The 18,659-nt window shown below is 67.5% G+C and carries 18 protein-coding genes; 4 read left to right on the forward strand and 14 right to left on the reverse strand.

Annotated features, from left to right (window positions below; translation table 11 throughout):
• Window positions 1-25 precede the first annotated feature (25 nt).
• The 7 genes from SMD14_RS04610 to SMD14_RS04640 form a co-directional block, all read right to left on the reverse strand.
• Window positions 26-769, reverse strand: a complete 744-nt coding sequence (locus SMD14_RS04610; protein ID WP_321215478.1) for a sulfite exporter TauE/SafE family protein — start codon at window positions 767-769, stop codon at window positions 26-28.
• Entirely contained in the window at window positions 770-2,209 is a 1,440-nt protein-coding gene (locus SMD14_RS04615) for an NAD-dependent succinate-semialdehyde dehydrogenase (protein WP_321215479.1), read from the reverse strand.
• Between the two features lie 76 nt (window positions 2,210-2,285).
• Complete coding sequence (locus tag SMD14_RS04620) at window positions 2,286-3,101, reverse strand: carbohydrate ABC transporter permease (RefSeq protein ID WP_157238958.1); 816 nt, start codon at window positions 3,099-3,101, stop codon at window positions 2,286-2,288.
• Window positions 3,102-3,105: 4 nt separating this feature from the next.
• A complete protein-coding gene (locus tag SMD14_RS04625) occupies window positions 3,106-4,068 on the reverse strand; it encodes a carbohydrate ABC transporter permease (RefSeq protein ID WP_157238957.1) in 963 nt (320 codons plus the stop codon).
• Complete coding sequence (locus SMD14_RS04630; RefSeq protein WP_321215480.1) at window positions 4,065-5,351, reverse strand: extracellular solute-binding protein; 1,287 nt, start codon at window positions 5,349-5,351, stop codon at window positions 4,065-4,067. Before SMD14_RS04630 ends, SMD14_RS04625 begins: the two co-directional genes overlap by 4 nt.
• A 90-nt stretch (window positions 5,352-5,441) precedes the next feature.
• A complete protein-coding gene (locus tag SMD14_RS04635) occupies window positions 5,442-6,326 on the reverse strand; it encodes an aldolase (protein WP_321215481.1) in 885 nt (294 codons plus the stop codon).
• Window positions 6,327-6,354: 28 nt separating this feature from the next.
• A complete protein-coding gene (locus SMD14_RS04640; RefSeq protein WP_321215482.1) occupies window positions 6,355-7,269 on the reverse strand; it encodes a PfkB family carbohydrate kinase in 915 nt (304 codons plus the stop codon).
• A gap of 142 nt (window positions 7,270-7,411) precedes the next feature.
• Here SMD14_RS04640 and SMD14_RS04645 point away from each other — a divergent pair, with 142 nt between their 5' ends.
• The 3 genes from SMD14_RS04645 to SMD14_RS04655 all read left to right on the forward strand — a co-directional run bounded on the left by SMD14_RS04645 (window position 7,412) and on the right by SMD14_RS04655 (window position 10,336).
• Window positions 7,412-8,554 carry a Gfo/Idh/MocA family oxidoreductase gene (locus SMD14_RS04645; protein WP_321215483.1) on the forward strand — a complete coding sequence of 381 codons (1,143 nt, stop codon included), beginning with the start codon at window positions 7,412-7,414 and terminating at the stop codon, window positions 8,552-8,554.
• Between the two features lie 70 nt (window positions 8,555-8,624).
• Entirely contained in the window at window positions 8,625-9,407 is a 783-nt protein-coding gene (locus tag SMD14_RS04650; protein ID WP_157238954.1) for a DeoR/GlpR family DNA-binding transcription regulator, read from the forward strand.
• Complete coding sequence (locus SMD14_RS04655; protein WP_321215484.1) at window positions 9,404-10,336, forward strand: 2-hydroxyacid dehydrogenase; 933 nt, start codon at window positions 9,404-9,406, stop codon at window positions 10,334-10,336. Before SMD14_RS04650 ends, SMD14_RS04655 begins: the two co-directional genes overlap by 4 nt.
• A gap of 114 nt (window positions 10,337-10,450) precedes the next feature.
• On the opposite strand, the gene SMD14_RS04660 is transcribed toward SMD14_RS04655, so the two are convergent.
• The 4 genes from SMD14_RS04660 to SMD14_RS04675 all read right to left on the reverse strand — a co-directional run bounded on the left by SMD14_RS04660 (window position 10,451) and on the right by SMD14_RS04675 (window position 14,253).
• A complete protein-coding gene (locus SMD14_RS04660) occupies window positions 10,451-11,314 on the reverse strand; it encodes a hypothetical protein (protein WP_321215485.1) in 864 nt (287 codons plus the stop codon).
• Complete coding sequence (locus SMD14_RS04665; protein ID WP_321215486.1) at window positions 11,311-11,910, reverse strand: hypothetical protein; 600 nt, start codon at window positions 11,908-11,910, stop codon at window positions 11,311-11,313. Before SMD14_RS04665 ends, SMD14_RS04660 begins: the two co-directional genes overlap by 4 nt.
• 709 nt (window positions 11,911-12,619) lie before the next feature.
• Window positions 12,620-13,879 (reverse strand): MFS transporter, encoded by a 1,260-nt coding sequence (locus SMD14_RS04670; RefSeq protein ID WP_321215487.1) that lies wholly within the window; start codon window positions 13,877-13,879, stop codon window positions 12,620-12,622.
• Complete coding sequence (locus SMD14_RS04675; RefSeq protein ID WP_321216220.1) at window positions 13,876-14,253, reverse strand: MarR family transcriptional regulator; 378 nt, start codon at window positions 14,251-14,253, stop codon at window positions 13,876-13,878. The genes SMD14_RS04670 and SMD14_RS04675 overlap by 4 nt, the downstream gene beginning before the upstream one ends.
• Before the next feature lie 215 nt (window positions 14,254-14,468).
• On the opposite strand from SMD14_RS04675, the gene SMD14_RS04680 reads away from it, so the two are divergent.
• Complete coding sequence (locus tag SMD14_RS04680; RefSeq protein WP_321215488.1) at window positions 14,469-15,062, forward strand: heme-binding protein; 594 nt, start codon at window positions 14,469-14,471, stop codon at window positions 15,060-15,062.
• 70 nt (window positions 15,063-15,132) lie between these two features.
• Here the strand turns inward: SMD14_RS04680 and SMD14_RS04685 are convergent, their stop codons facing one another.
• The 3 genes from SMD14_RS04685 to SMD14_RS04695 are packed head-to-tail and all read right to left on the reverse strand — an operon-like array spanning window position 15,133 to window position 18,648.
• The gene (locus tag SMD14_RS04685) at window positions 15,133-16,608 is read right to left on the reverse strand and encodes a mannitol dehydrogenase family protein (protein ID WP_321215489.1); all 1,476 of its coding nucleotides are present in this window, start codon (window positions 16,606-16,608) and stop codon (window positions 15,133-15,135) included.
• Window positions 16,609-16,612: 4 nt separating this feature from the next.
• Window positions 16,613-17,587, reverse strand: a complete 975-nt coding sequence (locus tag SMD14_RS04690; protein ID WP_321215490.1) for a carbohydrate kinase — start codon at window positions 17,585-17,587, stop codon at window positions 16,613-16,615.
• Window positions 17,588-17,589: 2 nt separating this feature from the next.
• A complete protein-coding gene (locus tag SMD14_RS04695) occupies window positions 17,590-18,648 on the reverse strand; it encodes an NAD(P)-dependent alcohol dehydrogenase (protein WP_321215491.1) in 1,059 nt (352 codons plus the stop codon).
• Window positions 18,649-18,659: the final 11 nt, after the last annotated feature.

Genomic DNA, 18,659 nt, shown 5'->3' on the forward strand with positions numbered 1-18,659 from the left:
ACGGGTGCAAGCGAAGTTGTTGGGGTTACCCGACGGCGTCGAGGACGCCTCGGATGATGGTGGCGGCCGCCCCCAGGTAGGCCAGGATGATCAGGAGTATCTGCGCGGCGCGGGCGGGGACATACTTCGAAGCGATGTCGCCCAGCACCAGCCCACCCAGGCAGGCCACACCCACGGCCACCCACATGCCCCACGGAAGCGCGGGAAATGTGGCCGGCGCGGTCAGTGCCTTGGAGATCAGCGAGAACGTCCCAATGGTGAAGAAGTACGGCTGCATGGTGGCTGCGAAGGACTTGTGCTGCCACCGGGTGGCGATGGAGTACATGCTGACCGCCGGTCCACCCACGCCGGCGGCTGTGTTCATGAACCCGCTCAGGCCGCCGGCCGTGAAGAGGTAGCGCCGCCGTGCCGGAAGGGTGACGGACTTGAGGGCCAGCAGGACAGTCAGTCCGACGGCGAGGATCACCCCGATGCCGATCTCCAGCACCGCCGGTGGAACGAGGCGGATCAGGAAGGCCGCGGGGATGATCCCGAGCAGGGCCGAGGCCGTGAGCAGAACGTACCGTTTCCAGTCAATGTCCCGCACCACGCGGAAGATGATGGCCCCCGCGGTCACGGCACCGCACATGTTCACGAGCACCACGCCTTCCACCGGGCCCAGGAGCAGGACCAGGAAGGGTGCAGCCACCAGGGCGAAGCCCATTCCGGTGATGCGCTGCATCCCGGCTCCCATCACCACGGCGCCCAGCACCAGCCCGGTGGTCAGCACCTAGGGCCTCCAGGCCACGTACTGGACCTCCTCGAATTCCTCCAGGCCCAGGCTTGATCCTTCCCGGCCCAGCCCTGACTGCTTGGCGCCGCCCATGGGCGCGAAGGCCACGGACGGGAGTGGATCGTTCACGCCCACGATGCCCGCCTCGAGCTGCTCCGGAATGTCCCAGCCGCGCCTGGGGCTGCTGCTCCAAACGTAGGCGGCCAGGCCCATCTCCGTAGCGTTGGCTTTCCTGATGGCTTCCTCCTCCGAGGAGAAGGTTACGACGCCGGCTGCCGGGCCGAACACTTCCTCCGTCACCAGGGGCGCGTCGTCCGGGACATCCGCCAGCAGGGTGGGTGCCAGGAAGGAGCCCTGGCCGGGAACATCGGTGCGTTGGGTGACGCGTCGGGCGCCGCGCTCCAGGGCATCGTCGATCAAGGCCTGGACCGCGGTGACCCGGTCGGCGTCGATCATGGGACCGAGGTCCGGAACCTGGCCGCCGCCGTCGGGAACGCCGTGGCCGATGCTCATCGCGTCAAAGCGCGCGGCCAGCCTGGCGGCGAACTCCTCGGCGATGCTCTCCTGGACCAGGAACCGGTTGGCGGCCACGCAGGACTGCCCGGTGTTGCGGAGCCGGCCCAGGACGGCACCCTCGACGGCGGCATCCAGGTCGGCGTCCTCGAACACGATGAAGGGCGCGTTGCCGCCCAGCTCCAGCAGCGGCCGGACCACCCGTTCCGATGCGGAGGCCATGATCTGCCGGCCCACGCCCGTGGAGCCGGTGAAGCTGACTGCCCTGACCGCGGGGTGGGACATCAGGGCAGCGGTGACCTCGCGGGAGGGGCCGTGGACCAGGTTGACCACGCCGGCGGGGAACCCGGCGTCGTGCAGGACTTCGAACAGCCCGGTGGCAGCCAGCGGGGCCTTCTCGGACACCCTGCCCACCACGGTGCAGCCGGCAGCCAGCATCGCGGCGAGCTTCCGGGCCTGGATGGAGACCGGGAAGTTCCAGGGCGTGAGGCTGAGGGCCACGCCGATGGGTTTGCGGAGGCTCAGGTGGCGGCGGCCCTGCAGTTCGGGCGGGCTGACGGTGCCGGTGGCGCGGCGCGCTTCCTCGGCGAACCAGCGGAAGTACTCCACGGAGAAGTCCACTTCGCCTTGCGCTTCAGGGAGCCGTTTGCCCGCTTCAAGCGCCAGGGTGTGGGCAAGTTCGTCGCGGCGTTCGGCCAGGAGGTCGGCGGCGTTGCGGAGCAGGTCCGCCCGGTTCCGGACGGTGGTGCGCGACCAGGAACTGAAGGCCTCCGCCGCGGCGTCGGCGGCCTTGGTGGCATCCTTGCCGGTGCCCCAGGCCACCTCGCCCACGGTGCTGCCGTTGCCGGGGTCAGTCACGTCCTTGGCGGTTCCGGCGGTGTGCCAGGTGCCGTTGACGAGGTGTTGGGCTGACTTGAGGTTCACGAATGATGCCTTTCATTGGGCTGGAAGGGGTCCAGTGCGGCGGGGCGGGCGCGGCTGGCCGCCGTCGTCGTGACGCTCATCCCTTGCTGGCGCCTGCGGTGATGCCGGCCACGAAGTAGCGCTGCAGGAAGACGTAGGCCACCACCACGGGAAGGGAGGCCATGATGACGCCGGCGAACAGCAGCGGGTAGTTGGTCTGGAACTCGCCCTGGAAGCTGAGCAGTGCCAGCGGCAGGGTGCGGTTGCCGGGGGACTGGATGAACAGCAGCGGGTACAGCAGTTCGTTCCAGTGGATCACGAACAGGAAGATGGCGGCCGCGGCGATGGACGGGGCGGACAGCGGCAGGGCGATCGAAACGTAGGTCCGCCAGGGGCCCGTGCCGTCGATCGAGGAAGCCTCATAGAGTTCCTTGGGCAGGGTCCGCATGAACCCGCCCAGGATGAAGACGGCAATGGGCAGGGTGGACACCAGGTTCGCCACCACCAGGCCGGCCAGGCTGTCCAGGAGACCCAGCCGCCCGAACAGCACGTACAGCGGCACCATGTTCGCCTGGGCGGGGATGGCCATGCCCAGGACAAGGAAGCCGAAGATGGCCCAGGACATGAAGCCGCGGAGCCGGGAGACGGCGTAGCCGGCCAGGCTGGCAAGGAACAGGGTGAGCGGAACGGAGATGGCGGTGACAATCACGCTGTTCCAGAACGAGGACCCGAGATCCTGGCCGCCGATCACTTCCGCGTAGTTGGCGGGGGAGAGGGACTGCGGCAGGCTGAACGGCCCGGCGAACAGTTCCTGGGTGGACTTGAAGCTGCCGAACCCCACCACGGTCAGCGGAACGATGATGATGACCGCGTAGATCGCGAGGATTCCGCGGCGGGTTATTGACGCGAGCATGCTGTCATTCCCCCTTCGGGGTGAGGCGGAGCAGGCGGCGCTGCAGCCAGGTGACCAGGGCGATCATCGCCATGAAGATGATCGACTGGGCAGCGGCGTAGCCGAACTCCGAGTTGGCAAAGGTGCTGTAGATGCGCGTGGAGAGGATGTCCAGGGACTGCTTGGGCGGGTTGCCCGCGATGCCGAGGATCAGGTCGAAGGCCTTGAACGACTGCACCGTGGTGTAGGCCACCACAATGGACGTTGCCGGTGCCACGAACGGCCAGGTGATGGACTTGAACTGCTGCCACTTGTTGGCACCGTCCATCTCGGCCGCCTCGTAAAGTTCCCGCGGAATGGCCTGCAGGCCGGCGATGTACACCACCATCATCTGCCCGGCGTGGAACCACACCTGCGTCACGGCCACCCAGTACAGGGCCTGGGCGTCGTTGCCGAGGTAGGAGCTCTGGAGTGATTCCAGGCCCACGCCGCCCAGGACCGAGTTGGCCAGGCCGAAGTTGGGGTCGTAGATGAACTTCCAGATGAAGGCCACCGAGACCGAGGACAGGATGGTGGGGAAGAAGAACAGCGCGCGGAGCAGGACGCTTCCCCGGGAGTTCTTCGTCAGCAGCAGCGCCAGGATCAGCGAGAACAGCGTCTGCGCGATCACCACCAGCAGCACGAACTTGAGGTTGTTCGTCAGCGCGTTGGTGAACAGCGAGTCCTTGGTGAAAGCCCGGATGAAGTTGTCCAGGCCCACGTAGTTGAACGCTGCCGAGAAGCCGTTCCAGTCCGTGATGGCGTACTGGAAGGCCTGCAGCGTTGGCATCACCAGGAAGAAGGCGATGACGGCCACCGCGGGAAGCGGGAACAGGTACAGTGCCGGATTCACCCGCGTGGGCGAGCGGCGGCGCTTCTTCGAGGCGTCAGTTTCGGTGTGTTTGTCCGGCGCCTTCCGTGTGGGCGCCGTCCCGGGATGGATGCTCATAGCCGTTCATCAACAATCTTCTGGGCGGCCTCCGCTGCCTGCTCCGGGCTGGTGCCGGAGATGACGGCGGTGGCGCTGGCTTCCACGGCGTTGCGGACGTCGAGGTTCTGGAACTGGAAACGCGCCGCCAGCGCCGTCATCCTGTCCAGCCACGGGCTCAGCCGCTTAAGGTCCGGGTTGGTGTAGTCCACATTGTTCACGGACACGTGCTGGGCGGTCTTGTTGGCGTAGTAGCCGGCGTTCTCCGGCTCGGAGAGGAAATCGATCCACGCGGCCGCCGCGGCCTGGTTCTTGCTCGCAGAGTTCACGCCCAGGATGAACGTGGCGTTGTAGACGCCCTCGTACTTGCTGTTGCCGTCCGAGGTGTTGGGGAACACCAGCTCGATGGGGAACTGGGCGCCCAGGCCGCGGACGGCGGCGATGTGGTAGGAGCCGGTGGCCAGCATGGCGGCCTTCCCCTGCGAGAACAGGTTCTGGGCCGGCTCCACGGCGGTGCCCGTGGCGTTGGGCTGCAGGTAGGGGACCAGGTCCTTGTACTGGTTGAGCATCTTGATGAACCAGTCGTCAGTGACCTTCAGCTTGCCCTGCTCGATCTGGGCGCACATGTCGTCCACGGGGGCGTTGTTGGCGATCATGTTGTTGAACAGCTGGCCGCCGTTTCCAACATCGCCGCCCGGCCAGGAGATGGGAATGACGCCGGCCGCGGCCAGTTTGTCGCACATGGCCAGGAAGGAATCCCAGTCCTTCGGGGCAAGCTCGGCGCCGGCCTTGTCGAACAGGTCAACGTTGGCCATGGGCATGGGGAACACCACCTGGTAGGGCAGGCCCAGCTGGCTCTCCCCGGACTGGCCGGCGGAGAGCAGGCCTTCCTGGTAGTTGGAGACAGCCTTGCTGCCCTTCAGGTCCGTGTAGATGCCGGCGTCGGTGAAGTTCTTGAACTGGGCGCCGCGGAAGGTGGCAAAGGCGTCACCGATGGAGCCGCCGCGGAGTTTCTGCAGGGCCTGGGCGTTGTAGTCGTTGGACGTGGAAATGTCCTGGGCAACCTCTACGCCCTCGTGCATGGCAGCGAAGCGCTTGATCAGTTCGTCGAACACCGCCTTGTCCTCGCCGCGCCAGTGGGCGAAGGACACCTTGCCGGTGACGGCTCCGGTGGAGGGCGCGGCAGGGCCGGTGGCGCCGCCGGGTGCGGTGGAACCGCCGGGCCCGGCACATGCTGCCGCCGTGGCGCCGAAGCCCAGGGCTCCGAGAACAGCGATGGCCTGCCTGCGTGAAATCTGACTCACAATAATCTCCTCGTTGAGTGTTTGCTGTGCCTTGTTTACTTGACTGCGGAAAGGGTTGCCACGGTCACGACGCTTTGGCTCCCCGGGGGCTTAGGCGTTGGCCCTTTGGGCGGTGACCACGTCGTCCACCACGGCGCAGAGGCGCTGCAGCCGCCGGACGGCGTCAGTGGACAGGGATTCGACGACGTCGGGCGCGCCGATGCAGGACGCCCAGACAGCGCGTCCGGAGAGGAAGCCGCTGGCACCTTCCAGGCAGGCCCACCGGACCGCCTCCGGGAAGACGTCCTCGGGGACACCGGAGGAGAGCACCACCCAGGGGCCGTCGATGGCATTGGTCAGCTCGGCGCAGGCGGCCCGGACCTCTGCTTCGGACGCCTGGCCGTGGAACGGGACTTCGGCCTTGTACAGGTCAGCGCCCAGGCTGCCAAGCTCCTTGGCGGCGGCGAGGATGCCGGCGTTCCAGTCAAAGTCTCCGCCGGCCAGCGGCTTGCGGGAGACGGGCTCGATAATGCTGATGAGGCCGGCGGACTGGCACCGTTCCACGAATTCGCGGACCATTTCCACCCGGCCTTCGGCGGGCTCGTCCGGGCGGTAGAGGACCAGGAGCTTGAGGGCCTTCACGCCCAGGGCCTTGTACTTGTGCGGGTCCACCAGGCGGTCAATGGTTACCTCGCCCACCAGTTCGCCGTGTGCGGATTCGAAGTGGTCCGCCGAGGCGATCAGCCCGCAGCCGGGGTCCACCACGTTGTCCTCGATGGCCTGGTCGAGGGCGAACTGCCGGTCGATCAGGACGCCAGAGGCGTAGGGGGTGAGGATTTTGGCGGCCTGGAGCTTGAAGTCCTGGAGGTCCTGGTCCGTGACGGGCTGGTCCGTGTGCTCGGCGAACATGTTGCGCATGGCTTCGCGCTGGTCCACGGCGAGCATCGCGAAGGCGCCTGACGGGCGCTGGAGGGGTGTGAGGTCTGTGGGGCTCATGGGCTGCTTCTTTCAGCTGGGCGGTGGGTTAGGCGGGCAGGTTGGTGGCGAGGACAGGAGTGATGGTCTGGTGGGGGATGGCGGAGCGGCCGTCCAGTCCCTGGCAGGACGCGGAGGCGGTGCGGCCGGCAAAGGCTGCGGCCTCCACCAGCGGCAGCCCGGCGGCGACGGCGGCCAGGAGGGCGCCGTGGTAGACGTCGCCGGCGCCCAGGGTGGAGACGATGTTGGCCGGGGTGGCGGGCACGTGGACCGGGTCGCCGTTGCCGTCCTTGACCCAGGCCCCCTCCGAGCCGGCGGTGGCCACGACGGCGGAGGCGCCGTCGTCGACCGCTCTTTGAAGGAGCGCCGCGGCGGGAAGCTGCTCGCCGTACTCTGCGCGGAGCCGTTCGATGGTGGGGACGTACAGTGCGACGCCCTTGGGATTGAAGGACGGGATGGGGTTGCCGGCATCCACGCTGATCCTTAGGGTGCCAAGGTCCCCGCGTGTGGCGGAGGCGACGGCGTTCCAGCCCAGGTGGTCCACGTGGACCCAGGCTGCCGACTGCAGCAGTTCATGGAAGCGGCTGCCGGCCGGAAAGCTGACCGGCGGCACCGGACGGGTGACGATGGCCCGGCTTTCGGAAGCCTTGCTGACCACGATCACGCTGGCCCCTGTTTTGACGTCCGGGTCGCGGATGACGGCGGAGGTGTCAACGCCTTCTGCCTGCAGGCCGGCGATGATGCGGTCGCCTTCCTCGTCGGTGCCGAGGACACCGGCGAAGGCTGTTGCAGCTCCGGCGCGGGCTGCTGCCACGGCTGCGGTGGCGGCCGGCCCGCCGCCCGCGGTCGCGAAATCCGCGGCGACGGTGCGGCTGTCCGCAGCAGGGTAGTCCTCCACCAAAGCGATGGAGTCAAGTGTGGCGCACCCTACGAAGAGCAGGGTTCCAGTTGACGGTTGGGGCACGTTCCACCTCGTTGTAGTTCCGGCTGGTACTGAAGAAATATACACACGCTATGTTGGAATAACAACACTTTCTGTATAGTTCTGTTTGGGATGCAACGCCGCGGTCCCCCCAAAAACTCAACGTAGAGAAACGGAGCAGCTCATGTCATTGCCTTCTGCGGAACCGGTCCGGACCATCCGATACGGCCTCATCGGCGCAGGCCACATGGCCCGCGAACACGTCCGGAACCTCGCCCTGATCCCCGGAAGCCGGATCACCGCAGTGTCCGATCCCCAGCAGTCCTCCCTGGAGGAGACTGTTGCGGAGATCGGGTACGGGGTGGAGACGTTTCCCTCCCACCAGGAACTGCTGGCCTCCGGCCTGGTGGATGCACTCGTGATCGCCAGCCCCAACGACACGCACCTGGGCATCCTGAAGGACATCTTCGCCAGCGGAACCAACCTGCCCGTGCTCGTGGAGAAGCCTGTGTGCACCACCGCCGAGCAGGCCGATGAACTCGAGGCGCTGGCCGCCGGCTACCCGGCGCCCGTGTGGGTCGCGATGGAATACCGCTATATGCCGCCGGTGCAGGAAGTCATCCAGGCTGCGCACAACGGCAAGCTCGGCAACATCTACATGCTCTCCATCGTGGAGCACCGCTTCCCGTTCCTGCACAAGGTGGATGCCTGGAACCGCTTCGCGGAGCGGACCGGCGGAACCCTGGTGGAGAAGTGCTGCCACTTCTTCGATTTGATGCGGCTGATCCTGCAGGATGAGCCGGTCCGGGTCTACGCCAGCGGCGGCCACGACGTGAACCATATGGACGAGGTCTACGACGGCCGCGTGTCGGACATGATCGATAATGCCTACGTGATCGTGGACTTCAAGGGCGGCCGCCGCGCCATGCTGGAGCTGTCCATGTTCGCCGAGGGGTCCAAGTTCCAGGAACGGATCTCCATCGTGGGGGATGCCGCCAAGATCGAGACGCTCATCCCGGTGGCAGCCAACCACTGGATCCCCGGTGACGAGGCGGAGGCCACCGTGGAGTTCAGCCCGCGCTCGCCGCTGGGCCCTGAAAAGCACGAGGTCCCGGTGGATGAGGCAGTACTGGCCGCGGGCGCGCACCACGGCTCCACGTACTACGAGCACCTTGGGTACCGGAAGGCGATCCTCGGCGAGGGGCCGGTGGAAGTTACGGTTGCCGACGGGCTGCAGTCGGTCCGGATGGGCCTTGCGGCCGAACGTTCAATCGCGGAAGGACGCCCCGTGGAGCTTACGAATGCCGGTGCCGGGGTACGACACTAGGTAAGTTGGTGTTGGAATTGCAACACTCCGCCGAGCCTGGTGTCCGGCGCATGGTCAGAAAGAAGGGGTTATGAGCATTGCACGTGGGGATGCGCCGCTGACGCCCCGCCAGCGCACCATCCTGGACGAGCTGGGCCGGCGCGGGTTCATTTCCACCACCGATCTGGCCGAGACCTTCGCGGTCTCGGACATGACGGTGCGCCGGGACACGCGGGTATTGTCCAAACTGGGCCTGGTCCGGGTGGTGCACGGCGGCGTGAGCGCCATCCATGGGCAGGGCCAGAACGCGGACTTCGCTGCCCGGGTCCGTGAGGATGCCGAAGCCAAGCTTCGCGTGGCCCGCGCCTGCGTATCCATGATCGGGGAGCGGGACGCGATCATCCTGGACGCCGGCACCACCACGTACCAGATTGCGCAGGAGCTGCCCGCCGCGTTCAAGGGGACAATCATTACCCACTCGGCCCCGGCCATCCAGCGGTGCCTGCAGCTGACCTCGGCACGGACCATCTGCCTCGGCGGGGAACTGCTGCTGGACAGCCAGGCGTTCAACGGCCCCATGACCGTCAGCGCTGCGGCCGGGCTGCGCGCCAGGACCGCGTTCATTGGCGTCAGCGGAATCCACGACGAGGCGTTTTACATTGAGCGTGACGTGGAACGCGCCACTAAGATCGCACTCATGAACTCTGCGGAACAGGTGGTAGTGGTGGCAACACACCAGAAGATGCTGCGGTACGCGCTGGCCCGGCTGGCGGCCTTCGACGCCGCGGATGTCCTGGTGACGGACGCGCCCCCGCCGCGGGAAATCGAATCGGCGCTGCGTGCGGCGAACGTCAAGCTCGTGGTGGCGGCATGACCGCGCCGCTGCGGATTGCCCTGCCCGACCAGAAACTGGTGGAGGCGCTGGAGCCGGCTTCCGGCGTCGAATTCTTCGTATGGGACTTTTCCGGCCCTGCCCCCGCCGGGCGTTTGGACATCGTGGTGCCGCCGTACATGCGCGGGCCGGAGGTGCTGGCTGCGCTGGAGTCCGTGGAGATCGGCCTGGTCCAGAGCCAGTCCATCGGGTACGACGGCGTGGCGGACGTCCTGCCCGCCGGTTGCCTTTTCGCCAACGCGGCAGGCGTGCATGAAACGTCGACGGCGGAACTTGCCCTGGGCATGATGATTGCCAGCCAGCGCGGCATGGCCGACTTTGCACGGAACCAGGCCACCGGGACCTGGGACAACAGGCAGCGGCCCAGCCTGGCTGACCGCCGGGTGCTGCTGGTGGGCTACGGGGGAGTGGGCAAGGCCATCGAGGCCCGGCTCCTGCCCTTCGAAACGCAGGTGACCCGGATGGCGAGCCGTGAACGCGAGGACGCCGGCGGAAAGATCTTCGGGATCGACTCACTGTATGAGCAGCTGCCCCTGCACGACATCGTGGTGGTCAGCGTGCCCCTCAGCGAGCAGACAAAGCAGCTGGTGGATGCAAAGTTCCTGGCAGCAATGCCTGACGGGGCGCTGCTGGTGAACGTGGCCCGCGGACCGGTGGCGGACACGGACGCGCTGCTGGCGGAGACGTCCTCGGGCCGTTTGCGTGCCGCGCTGGACGTGACGGACCCCGAGCCGCTGCCCGCTGACCATCCCCTCTGGACCTCTCCCGGCGTGCTGATTACCCCGCATGTCGGCGGGGCCAGCTCGGCGATGTTCCCGCGGATGGTCCGGCTGATCAAGCAGCAGATCGGGCTGATGCTGGAGGGCAAGGAGCCCGTCAACGTGGTGCTGGGCGGCCCGTCCCGGAGCTAGGTTCTGCGGTTTACTGCAACGCGGGGTCACTCCCAGCCGAATAATTGACCGTTATTAGGCCAAAAGTGACCCCGTGTTGCCTGTTGAGGGGCGGCCGCGGGCTTGTTGGTGGGGCTATCTCCGGAATTCGATGCGGACCGAGTTGTCGTCCGGCAGGACGATGACCGTTCCGTCCCGCGGCGCCCAGCCGTCGTGCAGGAAGAAGAAACGTCCGCCGCTCAGCACCAGCAGCCGGAGCCCGTCGTACCGGTAGAGCGGAGCTTCGCCGTTGCCCACCTTCACTTCGGTGACCGCGCCGGAGCCGATGCCCAGCGGCTTGGGCGAATACACCTCCGCCCGGGGCATGAACTGGACGCCTTGCTCGTAGTCCACGGCCAGCCGCCGGCCCAGCGCCTGCGCATAGTCGGCCGTGCCCCAGAAAAGCAGCAGCGTCACGATGCTCAGGATCAGCGTGGTTTCCACCGCCCGCTGCTCGGCGCTCAGGGCCGGCACCCGGCTGCTCCGGCCCAGGCGGCGGAGGTGGACGCACCAGGTGGCCACCAGTACGCCCAGGGCCATCAGATACGGCGAGAAGAGCGCCGTCCGGGTGCGATCAACCACCGCCAGCACCAGGCTGACTCCGACCACAAGCCCACTGACCAGGGCGCCGATGCCTGCGGCCCGGAGGATGACGGCGCGTCCGCGGTCCTCCTCGATCCGGCGGCGCAGCAAGCGGTCAAGCGCCAGCCAGGCAACGCTGGCGGCAAGGATGCAGACCAGCGGCAGGAAGAGCGCGTTGATGCTGATGAGCAGGTAGTCCTGCACTGTGTACCCGAAGAGGCTGACGTTGAGGCCCATGTACGCCGCCTGTGCATCGGCGCGTGCCCAGCCGAAGTAGAACAGCAGCGCCGTGGCAACCGTAACCGGCGGGCCGATGGCGGAAATAACTCCGACGGCGCGGGACCATGAGGAACGCCCGTCTCCGTCGCCCTCCGTCACGGTGCGGCGCCCGGCGCCGGGCACGTACTCTGGTCCGCGGCGTACTCGAAGGAAGCGGATCCCTGGACCTGCCAGTCGGCGTCGGCAATACTCACTTCGGCGGTGGTGGGTTGCCCTTCAGCCAGTGGCGGTGCCAGGAAGTAGAACTCAAACGGGAAGTTGGTGTCCGTGAAGCTCTGGCGCTGGCTGACCAGTGCCGTGGTGGTGCCAACGTTGACTGAACGGACGGTGCCGGCGGGGAGGCCGGTGACGCTTCCGTCCAGGATGAGCACGTCCCCTGCGCAGACCTGGAAGGGCTGGCTGTCGCCCGCATCATCCTGCACGGCTTTGAGTTTCGGAACGCAGGCGGTCCCGGGGCGGGGGGCAAGCTCAATGATGGCATCCGGCTTTTGTATCCGGACGGCAGCGATATTGCTGAGGATCTGCTGCGCGGCTTCAGACCAGCAGTCAGGCGGGGACGTCGACAGGGCAGGAACGCCCGCCTCCCAGGCAGCCTGGTCACCCTTCAGGCCGAAGCAAAGCGTCCGTGCTGCCTCTTCCACGGTATTGAAGGGTTCGGAGAAGCCGGGAACCGACTCACAATTCAAGTCCTTCAAGCGCACATACCAAATCGGATCCCCCCTGCCGACCGGGCCTATCGGCAGCCAGTCGAGCACCACGGTCTCGGGGGCTGGCGGCTGGGCAGCGGCGGGCGGACCGGGCGGCGGCGCGGGCGGCTGGTCGGGAGCCTGCGGAGCGGGTGCCGGTGGCTGGGCAGGGGCGGGTGGACCGGGTGGCTGCGCCGGACCGGGCCCCTGCGGCTGGCGTGGCACGGGCGGCGGCTGTTGAGCCGGTGCCGGGTCCTGGCCTTGCGGCAGGCTTTGCCCGCTGTCAGGACCGGAGCCTGAAGCATCAGAGCTTGAATTATCAGAGCCTGAACCGCCGGATCCGTCCGGTCCCCGGCTGGCGCCGCCGCCGGCCGTTTCTTCAGCGGGCCGATCCGACGGCGATGCATCCTGCCTGCTTTCGCTGGACGAGGCGCTGCTGGCTGCCGGGCCACTCCTGTCCTCTGTCGACATGCAGGCGGACAGAAGCAGCGACAGGACCAGCGCCCAGACAAAGGCGATAGGGTGGCGGCGGCTGTAGGAGTGCATCTCGCACCATCACTGTCTCTGTATGCCGAACTTCCAGCCTTGGGTTGAGTGCCGGGATCTCCGGCAGGGAGGGCCCAACCTCGCAGGGTAGTTGCGTACACCGGCATTAAACGCTCCAGGCGTTACTGTGCCGTTACTGCGTGGCCCGTGTGCGATTTCTATACAGCGTGTTCTATGCAGCGTGCTGGCGCTTCCTCCGGAACACCATCCGCAGGTGGTCGCGCACGCCCAGGCTGCTCCTCCGGCTGGCCACGATCACGCCGGAGGCCGCGGCCAGCAGCACGATGACACCGCCGGCGGCCACGGACCAGCGCGCGCCGAACTCCGTGCCGATCCAGCCCATCAGGGGCGCGCCCACGGCGGTGCCGCCCTGCAGGACCGCCAGGTAGAGTGCCAGCACGCGCCCACGGAAGCGGGGCTCCACGGAGAGCTGGATGCTGGTGTTGCAGCTGTTCAGGAACGTGATGGACGCCAGCCCGATCGGGACCAGGACGGCCGCATACAGCCAGAACGAGGGCGACACACTCCCCAGGAGGGTAAACGCGCCGAGCCCCAGCGCACCGCCCAGCAGGAACCGCAGCCGCGGCCCGGCCCGGCGTGCCGCAAGCAGCGCGCCGCCCAGCGTACCCACCGCCATGATGGAACCAAGAAGCCCGAATTCGCCCGGGCCGGCGCCGAACTCAGTAGTGGCCATCAGTGCGTTGATGATGGGAAAGTTCATTCCGAATGCCCCCAGGATGCCCACCAGGACCATGATCAGCACCAGGTCCGGCCGGTTGCGCACGTAGCGGACGCCTTCCGCCACCTGGTGCCTGCTCCGTGTTGCCGGGGCGGCGGGCACGAGTTCTGCGGTCCGGATCCGGAAGAGGGAAACAATGACGGCGGCGAAGCTGGCTGCGTTCAGGAGGAAGACCGGTCCCGTGCCCACCCAGGCAATGAGTACCCCGGCAATGGCAGGGCCGGTCAGCCGGGCTGTGTTGAAGGACGCGGAGTTCAGTGCAACGGCGTTGGAAATGTTGTCCCGCCCCACGAGTTCTGACACGAAGGACTGGCGTGACGGCGCATCGATGGCGCTGGCTATTCCCAGGCACAGGGCGGCCAGATAGGCGTGCCACAGCTCCGCGGCGCCGGTCACCACCAGGAGCCCGAGCACCAGCCCGGTCAGGCCCATGGCCACCTGCGTCCACAGCAGGATCACCCTCTTTCGGTAGCGGTCCGCCAGCACTCCGCCGTACGGGCCGAGCAGCAGCATGGGGAGGAACTGCAGGCCGGTGGTGATGCCGACGGCGGCGCCGGAGTAGTCGGTGAGGACGGTCAGGACCAGCCAGTCCTGCGCCACCCGCTGCATCCAGGTCCCGATGTTGGACACCAGCGCGCCGCTCGCCCAGATCCGGTAGTTGCGGTTTTCCAGCGCACGGAACATCGCGCTCATCTGCCGCTCATCTCCTGCATGATGCGTGCGGCCCGGCTCAGGACCAGCCGGTCTTCCTCGCTCAGCCCGGCCACGCGTTGCGCGAGCCACGCGGTCCGCTGGTTCCGGGCCTCTTCAAGGACGGCCCGGCCGGCGTCGGTGATGTCGATGTGGACCTGGCGGCCGTCGTCGGGGTTTGCCGCCCTGGAGACGAAGCCCAGTTCGGCGAGGGCGTTGACGATCCGGGTCATGGACGGGGCCTGCACGTGCTCGCTGGTGGCCAGTTCGCGGAGGGTGCTGGGTCCGCTGCCGTTGAGTAATGCCAGCACCGTGTACTGGCCCGGCGTGATGACGTCGCCGGTTGCCTCGACGCGGAGCCGCCGCGAGGTGCGCATAACGGCGGTCCGGAGGTCAATGGCCAGGGTGTCCGGGCTGGTCTCCCCGGTAATGCTCTCGTTCTTGGCTGTGGTCACGTCCGTGGTGCGCCTCCTAAAAATGCTTAGCAATGCTAATTAGTCCTGCTAATAAGTATGCTCCCATTTGGAAGAGGCGGCAAGCCGTCGCCGGGTATGGCGGCTTCCGCCAGGGCTGGCGTAGGCTCTGGTGGACCATGACAGAACGGCAACCCTACGAGCTGGTCCGGCGCTATCCGCACTTCGAACTGCGCCGCTATCCCGGGTACGTCGTGGCCGAAACCAAGGTGGCCGCCACCTTTGACCGTGCCGGAAACATGGCCTTCCGGCGCTTGTTCAACTACATCAGCGGGAGCAATTCAACCCGCGGGAAGCTGGCCATGACCGCCCCGGTTATCCAGGAGCCCGGATCGCCGCAGAAGCTGGCTATGACCGCCCCGGTGCTTCAGTCCGGTTCCCTGGCAGGAAGGGGTGGACCTGCCGAGTATGTGGTGGCTTTTGTGCTTCCTGCCGGCGTGACAGCTGAAACCGCGCCCGTTCCCGCCGACCCCGCCGTGACGGTGCGGGCCGTGCCCGGTTCCCTTGCCGCAGTGCTGCGCTTCTCCGGCAGCGGGTCAGCCGCCGCGTTCGAACGGCGCAACAGCGGCCTGCAGGCGGCACTGACCCTTGCCGGCCTGACGCCGGTGGGGCCGCCGCGGTTTGCCCGCTTCGATCCGCCGTTCAAGCCGTGGTTCCTGCGGCGGAATGAGGTTGTACAGGACGTTCAGGAGCCTGTGGACGCTGCGGGCTGACCTTCCCGGGCCGCCGCGTTCAGGAAGTTCGATGACGGCACAACAGGTCCACCGAGGCTTGCCCCCTGCCCTACTGGCCTGCCAAAGCTTCAAGCGTGGCCCGTGAACCGGCGTTGTGGAGGCTTGTCAGCGCCCGGGTATACGCGGCGAAGAATTCCTGGTTGCCGGCCAGGTCGCCGAAGACCTCCCGGTCCGAGATGAAGGCCAGCGGTTCCTCCCGCTGCCGGGCGGCTGAGGCCATCAGCTTGTCCCTGAGGCGGTCGACGACGTCAATCGGGTTGCCCTGCTCGTCGGCGCCTTCGGCATAGCGGGCCCAGCTGGCAACGATGGCGGCGGACCGGCGGATTTCCCCGCCCCGATCAAGGTTGATGCGGATGACCGGCAGCAGCCATTTGGGGATCCGGTCCGAGCTTTCCGCACAGAGGCGGGCAAGGGTGTCCCGGACGTGTTCGTTGGTGAAGCGTTCGATGAGGGTGTGTTTGTAGTGGGCGAGGTCCACGCCGGGCACCGGCTCCAGGGTGGGGGTGGCCTCCTTGTCCATGTAGTCGAGCAGGAACTTTGCGAACAGCGGGTCCTGGGCAGCTTCGTGGGCGTAGCGGTAGCCGGCCAGGTGGCCGAAGTAGCACATGCCCTGGTGGCGGGCGTTGAGGAGGCGGAGTTTCATCAGTTCGTACGGTTCAACATCCGCCACGAGCTGGACCCCGGCGTCCTCAAACGGGGGACGTCCAAGGCTGAACGTGTCCTCGAGGACCCACTGCTCAAACGGCTCGCACACCACGGGCCACGCATCCTCGACGCCGAACTCCGCCGAAACGGCGGCGCGGTCAGCGTCGGCGGTGACGGGCGTGATCCGGTCCACCATGCTGTTGGGGAAGGGAACGTTCGCGGTGATCCAGGCGCCGAGGTCCGGGTCCTTGAGCACGGCGAAGGCAGTGAACATCTTCCGCGCCACGTCGCCGTTGCCCTGGATGTTGTCGCAGGACATCACCGTGAAGGGGACCAGGCCGCGGGCACGACGGCGGGCCAGGGCTTCGGTGATGAGGCCGAAGGTCGTCCGGGGTGCTGCCCCCGGCTGGAGGTCGTGGACCACGTCGGGGTTGCCGGCGTCGAACTCGCCGGTGACGTGGTGGAAGTTGTACCCGCCCTCGGTGATTGTGAGTGAAACGATCCGGACGGCGCCGGACGCCATCTTCTCGATGACGGACTCGGGATCGTCAGGGGCGAACAGGTACTCGATGATCGAGCCGATGACCCGCCCTTCCCGGGTCCCGTCCGGGTTCTTGACCACCAGGGTGTAGAGGCAGTCCTGGCTGTCCATGACCTGTTTCATGCGGGCATCACCGGGCAGGACCCCCACGCCGCAGATGGCCCAGTCGAGGGCCTTGCCCTCGTTCATCAGCCGGTCCAGGTACATGGCCTGGTGGGCGCGGTGGAAGCCGCCCACGCCGAAGTGGACGATTCCCGCCGTCAGAGAGGCCCGGTCGTAGGCGGGGACGGCCAAGGATGCAGGCAGTCCGGCAAGGGCCCGGGTTTGTAGTGCAGTCATGGGGCTAGCCTTCCGCAGGGGCGGGCAGGCCGGGCGGTGTTCCGGCCGGCTTTCCGGACAGGGAACCCAGCTCGGCTGACGTGGGCGGGTTGGCCCCCGGCCGGGAACACGTGATGGCGGCGGCCCTGTTCGCGTAGGCCGCCAGGGCATCCAGGTCTTCGGGGGAGAGGCTCCGCAGGCGCGGCCTGTTGGCGGCACCGAGCGCGTCCCGTTGCGCCAGGCCGGCGATCAGGGCGGCCATGAAGGAGTCGCCCGCCCCCACGGTGTCCGCCACGGCGACCGTTTCGCCGGGCATCTCCACGCGCCCCTGCCGGGTCAGGACCACCGGTCCGTCCGCGCCGCGCGTCAGCGCAACCAGTGCCGGTCCCAGCGCCAGCCACGCGGCAAGGGACTCGTCCAAGGTCCTGCCGGGGTAGAGCCAGCGCAGGTCCTCGTCGCTGGCTTTGACGATGTCACTGGCGGCCACAAAGTCCTCGGCTTCACGGCGTGCGGCTTCAACATTCCCGCTGATGGCCGGCCGGCAGTTGGGATCGAAACTCACCGTCGCGTGCGGGCGTGCCGCTTCGGCCAGGCCCCGGACGGCCTTGTTGCCGGGTGCCAGGACCGTGGCGATGGATCCGGTGTGGACATGCAGCGAACCCTGCACCGCGGCAAGCGCCGGGATGGAGGCCCCGTTGACGTCCCAGCTGATGTTGAACGTGTACTCGGCTGCGCCGGTAGCGTCCAGGGACGCCAGCGCGGACGACGTCGGCAGGGAACCTCCCACGATCGGTTCAACATTGTTGGTGCGCAGGTGGCCAGCGATCAGCTTCCCGTGGACGTCGTCGCCATAGTGCGTGACCAGCCTGGTCCCCAGGCCCAGCCGCGCGCACCCTACCGCGACGTTGAGCGGGCTCCCGCCCGGGTGCACCTGCTGCGCGGAGCCCCGGCCGGGGGCCTCAATGATGTCAACGAGCGACTCGCCGATGATGGTGATCATGGTCAGCGGCCCGGGTAGACAACGGCTTTGAGCTGGCCGGGCTGCTTGCCCGCCTTGAGCGCGTTCTCGGAGTCCGCGAGTGGAAACCTGCCGGTGACCAGGATGTCCAGGTCCACCTTGCCGTCCGCGATCAGCTGGATGGCCAGCGGCCAGGTGTTGGTGTAGCGGAACACGCCGGAGAGCCAGATCTCGCGGTTCTGGATGTAGGAGACGGGGAGTTCGACGTCGTCCGCGCCCAGGCCGACCAGGATGACTCTGCCTGCAGGGGCCACGGCCTTGATCCCGGCGCGGACCGCCTGCGGTGCGCCGGACGCGTCAATGAACGCGTCGACGTCGAGCCCTTCCACGCTGTCCGTCTTTGCGTTGAGCGCGTGGGTGGCGCCGTGTTCGAGGGCGAAGGCGAGCCGGTCCTCGGCGATGTCGGAGATGTAGATCTCGGTGGCGCCGTACGCGCGGGCGGCCTGGGCGGCGATGATGCCGATGGGCCCGGCGCCGGCGATCAGGACCCGGCTGCCGGGCTTGATTTGTGCGCGTTCGCAGGCCCAGAGCCCTACGGAGAGCGGCTCGATGAGGGCGGCAGCCTCGTCGCTGACGCTGTCCGGGATGTCGTAGGCGAAGTCGGACTGGATGGTGACGTATTCGGCGAAGGCGCCGTCAACGGGCGGGGTGGCGTAGAACTCGATGTCCGGGCAGAGGTTGTAGCGGCCGGCCTTGCACTGCTTGCACGTGCGGCAGGGGCGCTGGGGCTCGACGGCGACGCGCTTGCCGATGCGGGCGGGGTCAACGGCGGATCCGACGGCGGAGATCCGGCCGGAGAGTTCGTGGCCGAGGATGAGCGGGTGGTCCACCACGTAGGGGCCGATCCGGCCGTGCTCGTAGTAGTGGACGTCGCTGCCGCAGACGCCGACGGCGGCGACCTGGACCAGGACCTGGTCGGCGTCGAGCTGCGGGAGGGGCAGGGTTTCCATGGCCATCTCGCCCTGGCGCTTGAGGATGGACGCGCGCATGGTGGCCGGCAGGCCGGAGCCGGTGGCCGGGGACTGGGTGGTTGTTGTGGTCATCGGAGTGATCC

The organism is Pseudarthrobacter oxydans, from assembly GCF_034258515.1.
In the GTDB taxonomy this organism is placed as follows: Bacteria; Actinomycetota; Actinomycetes; order Actinomycetales; family Micrococcaceae; genus Arthrobacter.

Coding starts and splice junctions, on each gene's coding strand:
- SMD14_RS04690 (WP_321215490.1), bottom strand. CDS start 17,587: ATGATCACCATCATCGGCGAGTCGCTCGTTGACATCATTGAGGCCCCC.
- SMD14_RS04625 (WP_157238957.1), bottom strand. CDS start 4,068: ATGAGCATCCATCCCGGGACGGCGCCCACACGGAAGGCGCCGGACAAA.
- SMD14_RS04680 (WP_321215488.1), top strand. CDS start 14,469: ATGACAGAACGGCAACCCTACGAGCTGGTCCGGCGCTATCCGCACTTC.
- SMD14_RS04635 (WP_321215481.1), bottom strand. CDS start 6,326: ATGAGCCCCACAGACCTCACACCCCTCCAGCGCCCGTCAGGCGCCTTC.
- SMD14_RS04620 (WP_157238958.1), bottom strand. CDS start 3,101: ATGCTCGCGTCAATAACCCGCCGCGGAATCCTCGCGATCTACGCGGTC.
- SMD14_RS04675 (WP_321216220.1), bottom strand. CDS start 14,253: ATGCGCACCTCGCGGCGGCTCCGCGTCGAGGCAACCGGCGACGTCATC.
- SMD14_RS04670 (WP_321215487.1), bottom strand. CDS start 13,879: ATGAGCGCGATGTTCCGTGCGCTGGAAAACCGCAACTACCGGATCTGG.
- SMD14_RS04650 (WP_157238954.1), top strand. CDS start 8,625: ATGAGCATTGCACGTGGGGATGCGCCGCTGACGCCCCGCCAGCGCACC.
- SMD14_RS04685 (WP_321215489.1), bottom strand. CDS start 16,608: ATGACTGCACTACAAACCCGGGCCCTTGCCGGACTGCCTGCATCCTTG.
- SMD14_RS04645 (WP_321215483.1), top strand. CDS start 7,412: ATGTCATTGCCTTCTGCGGAACCGGTCCGGACCATCCGATACGGCCTC.
- SMD14_RS04655 (WP_321215484.1), top strand. CDS start 9,404: ATGACCGCGCCGCTGCGGATTGCCCTGCCCGACCAGAAACTGGTGGAG.
- SMD14_RS04695 (WP_321215491.1), bottom strand. CDS start 18,648: ATGACCACAACAACCACCCAGTCCCCGGCCACCGGCTCCGGCCTGCCG.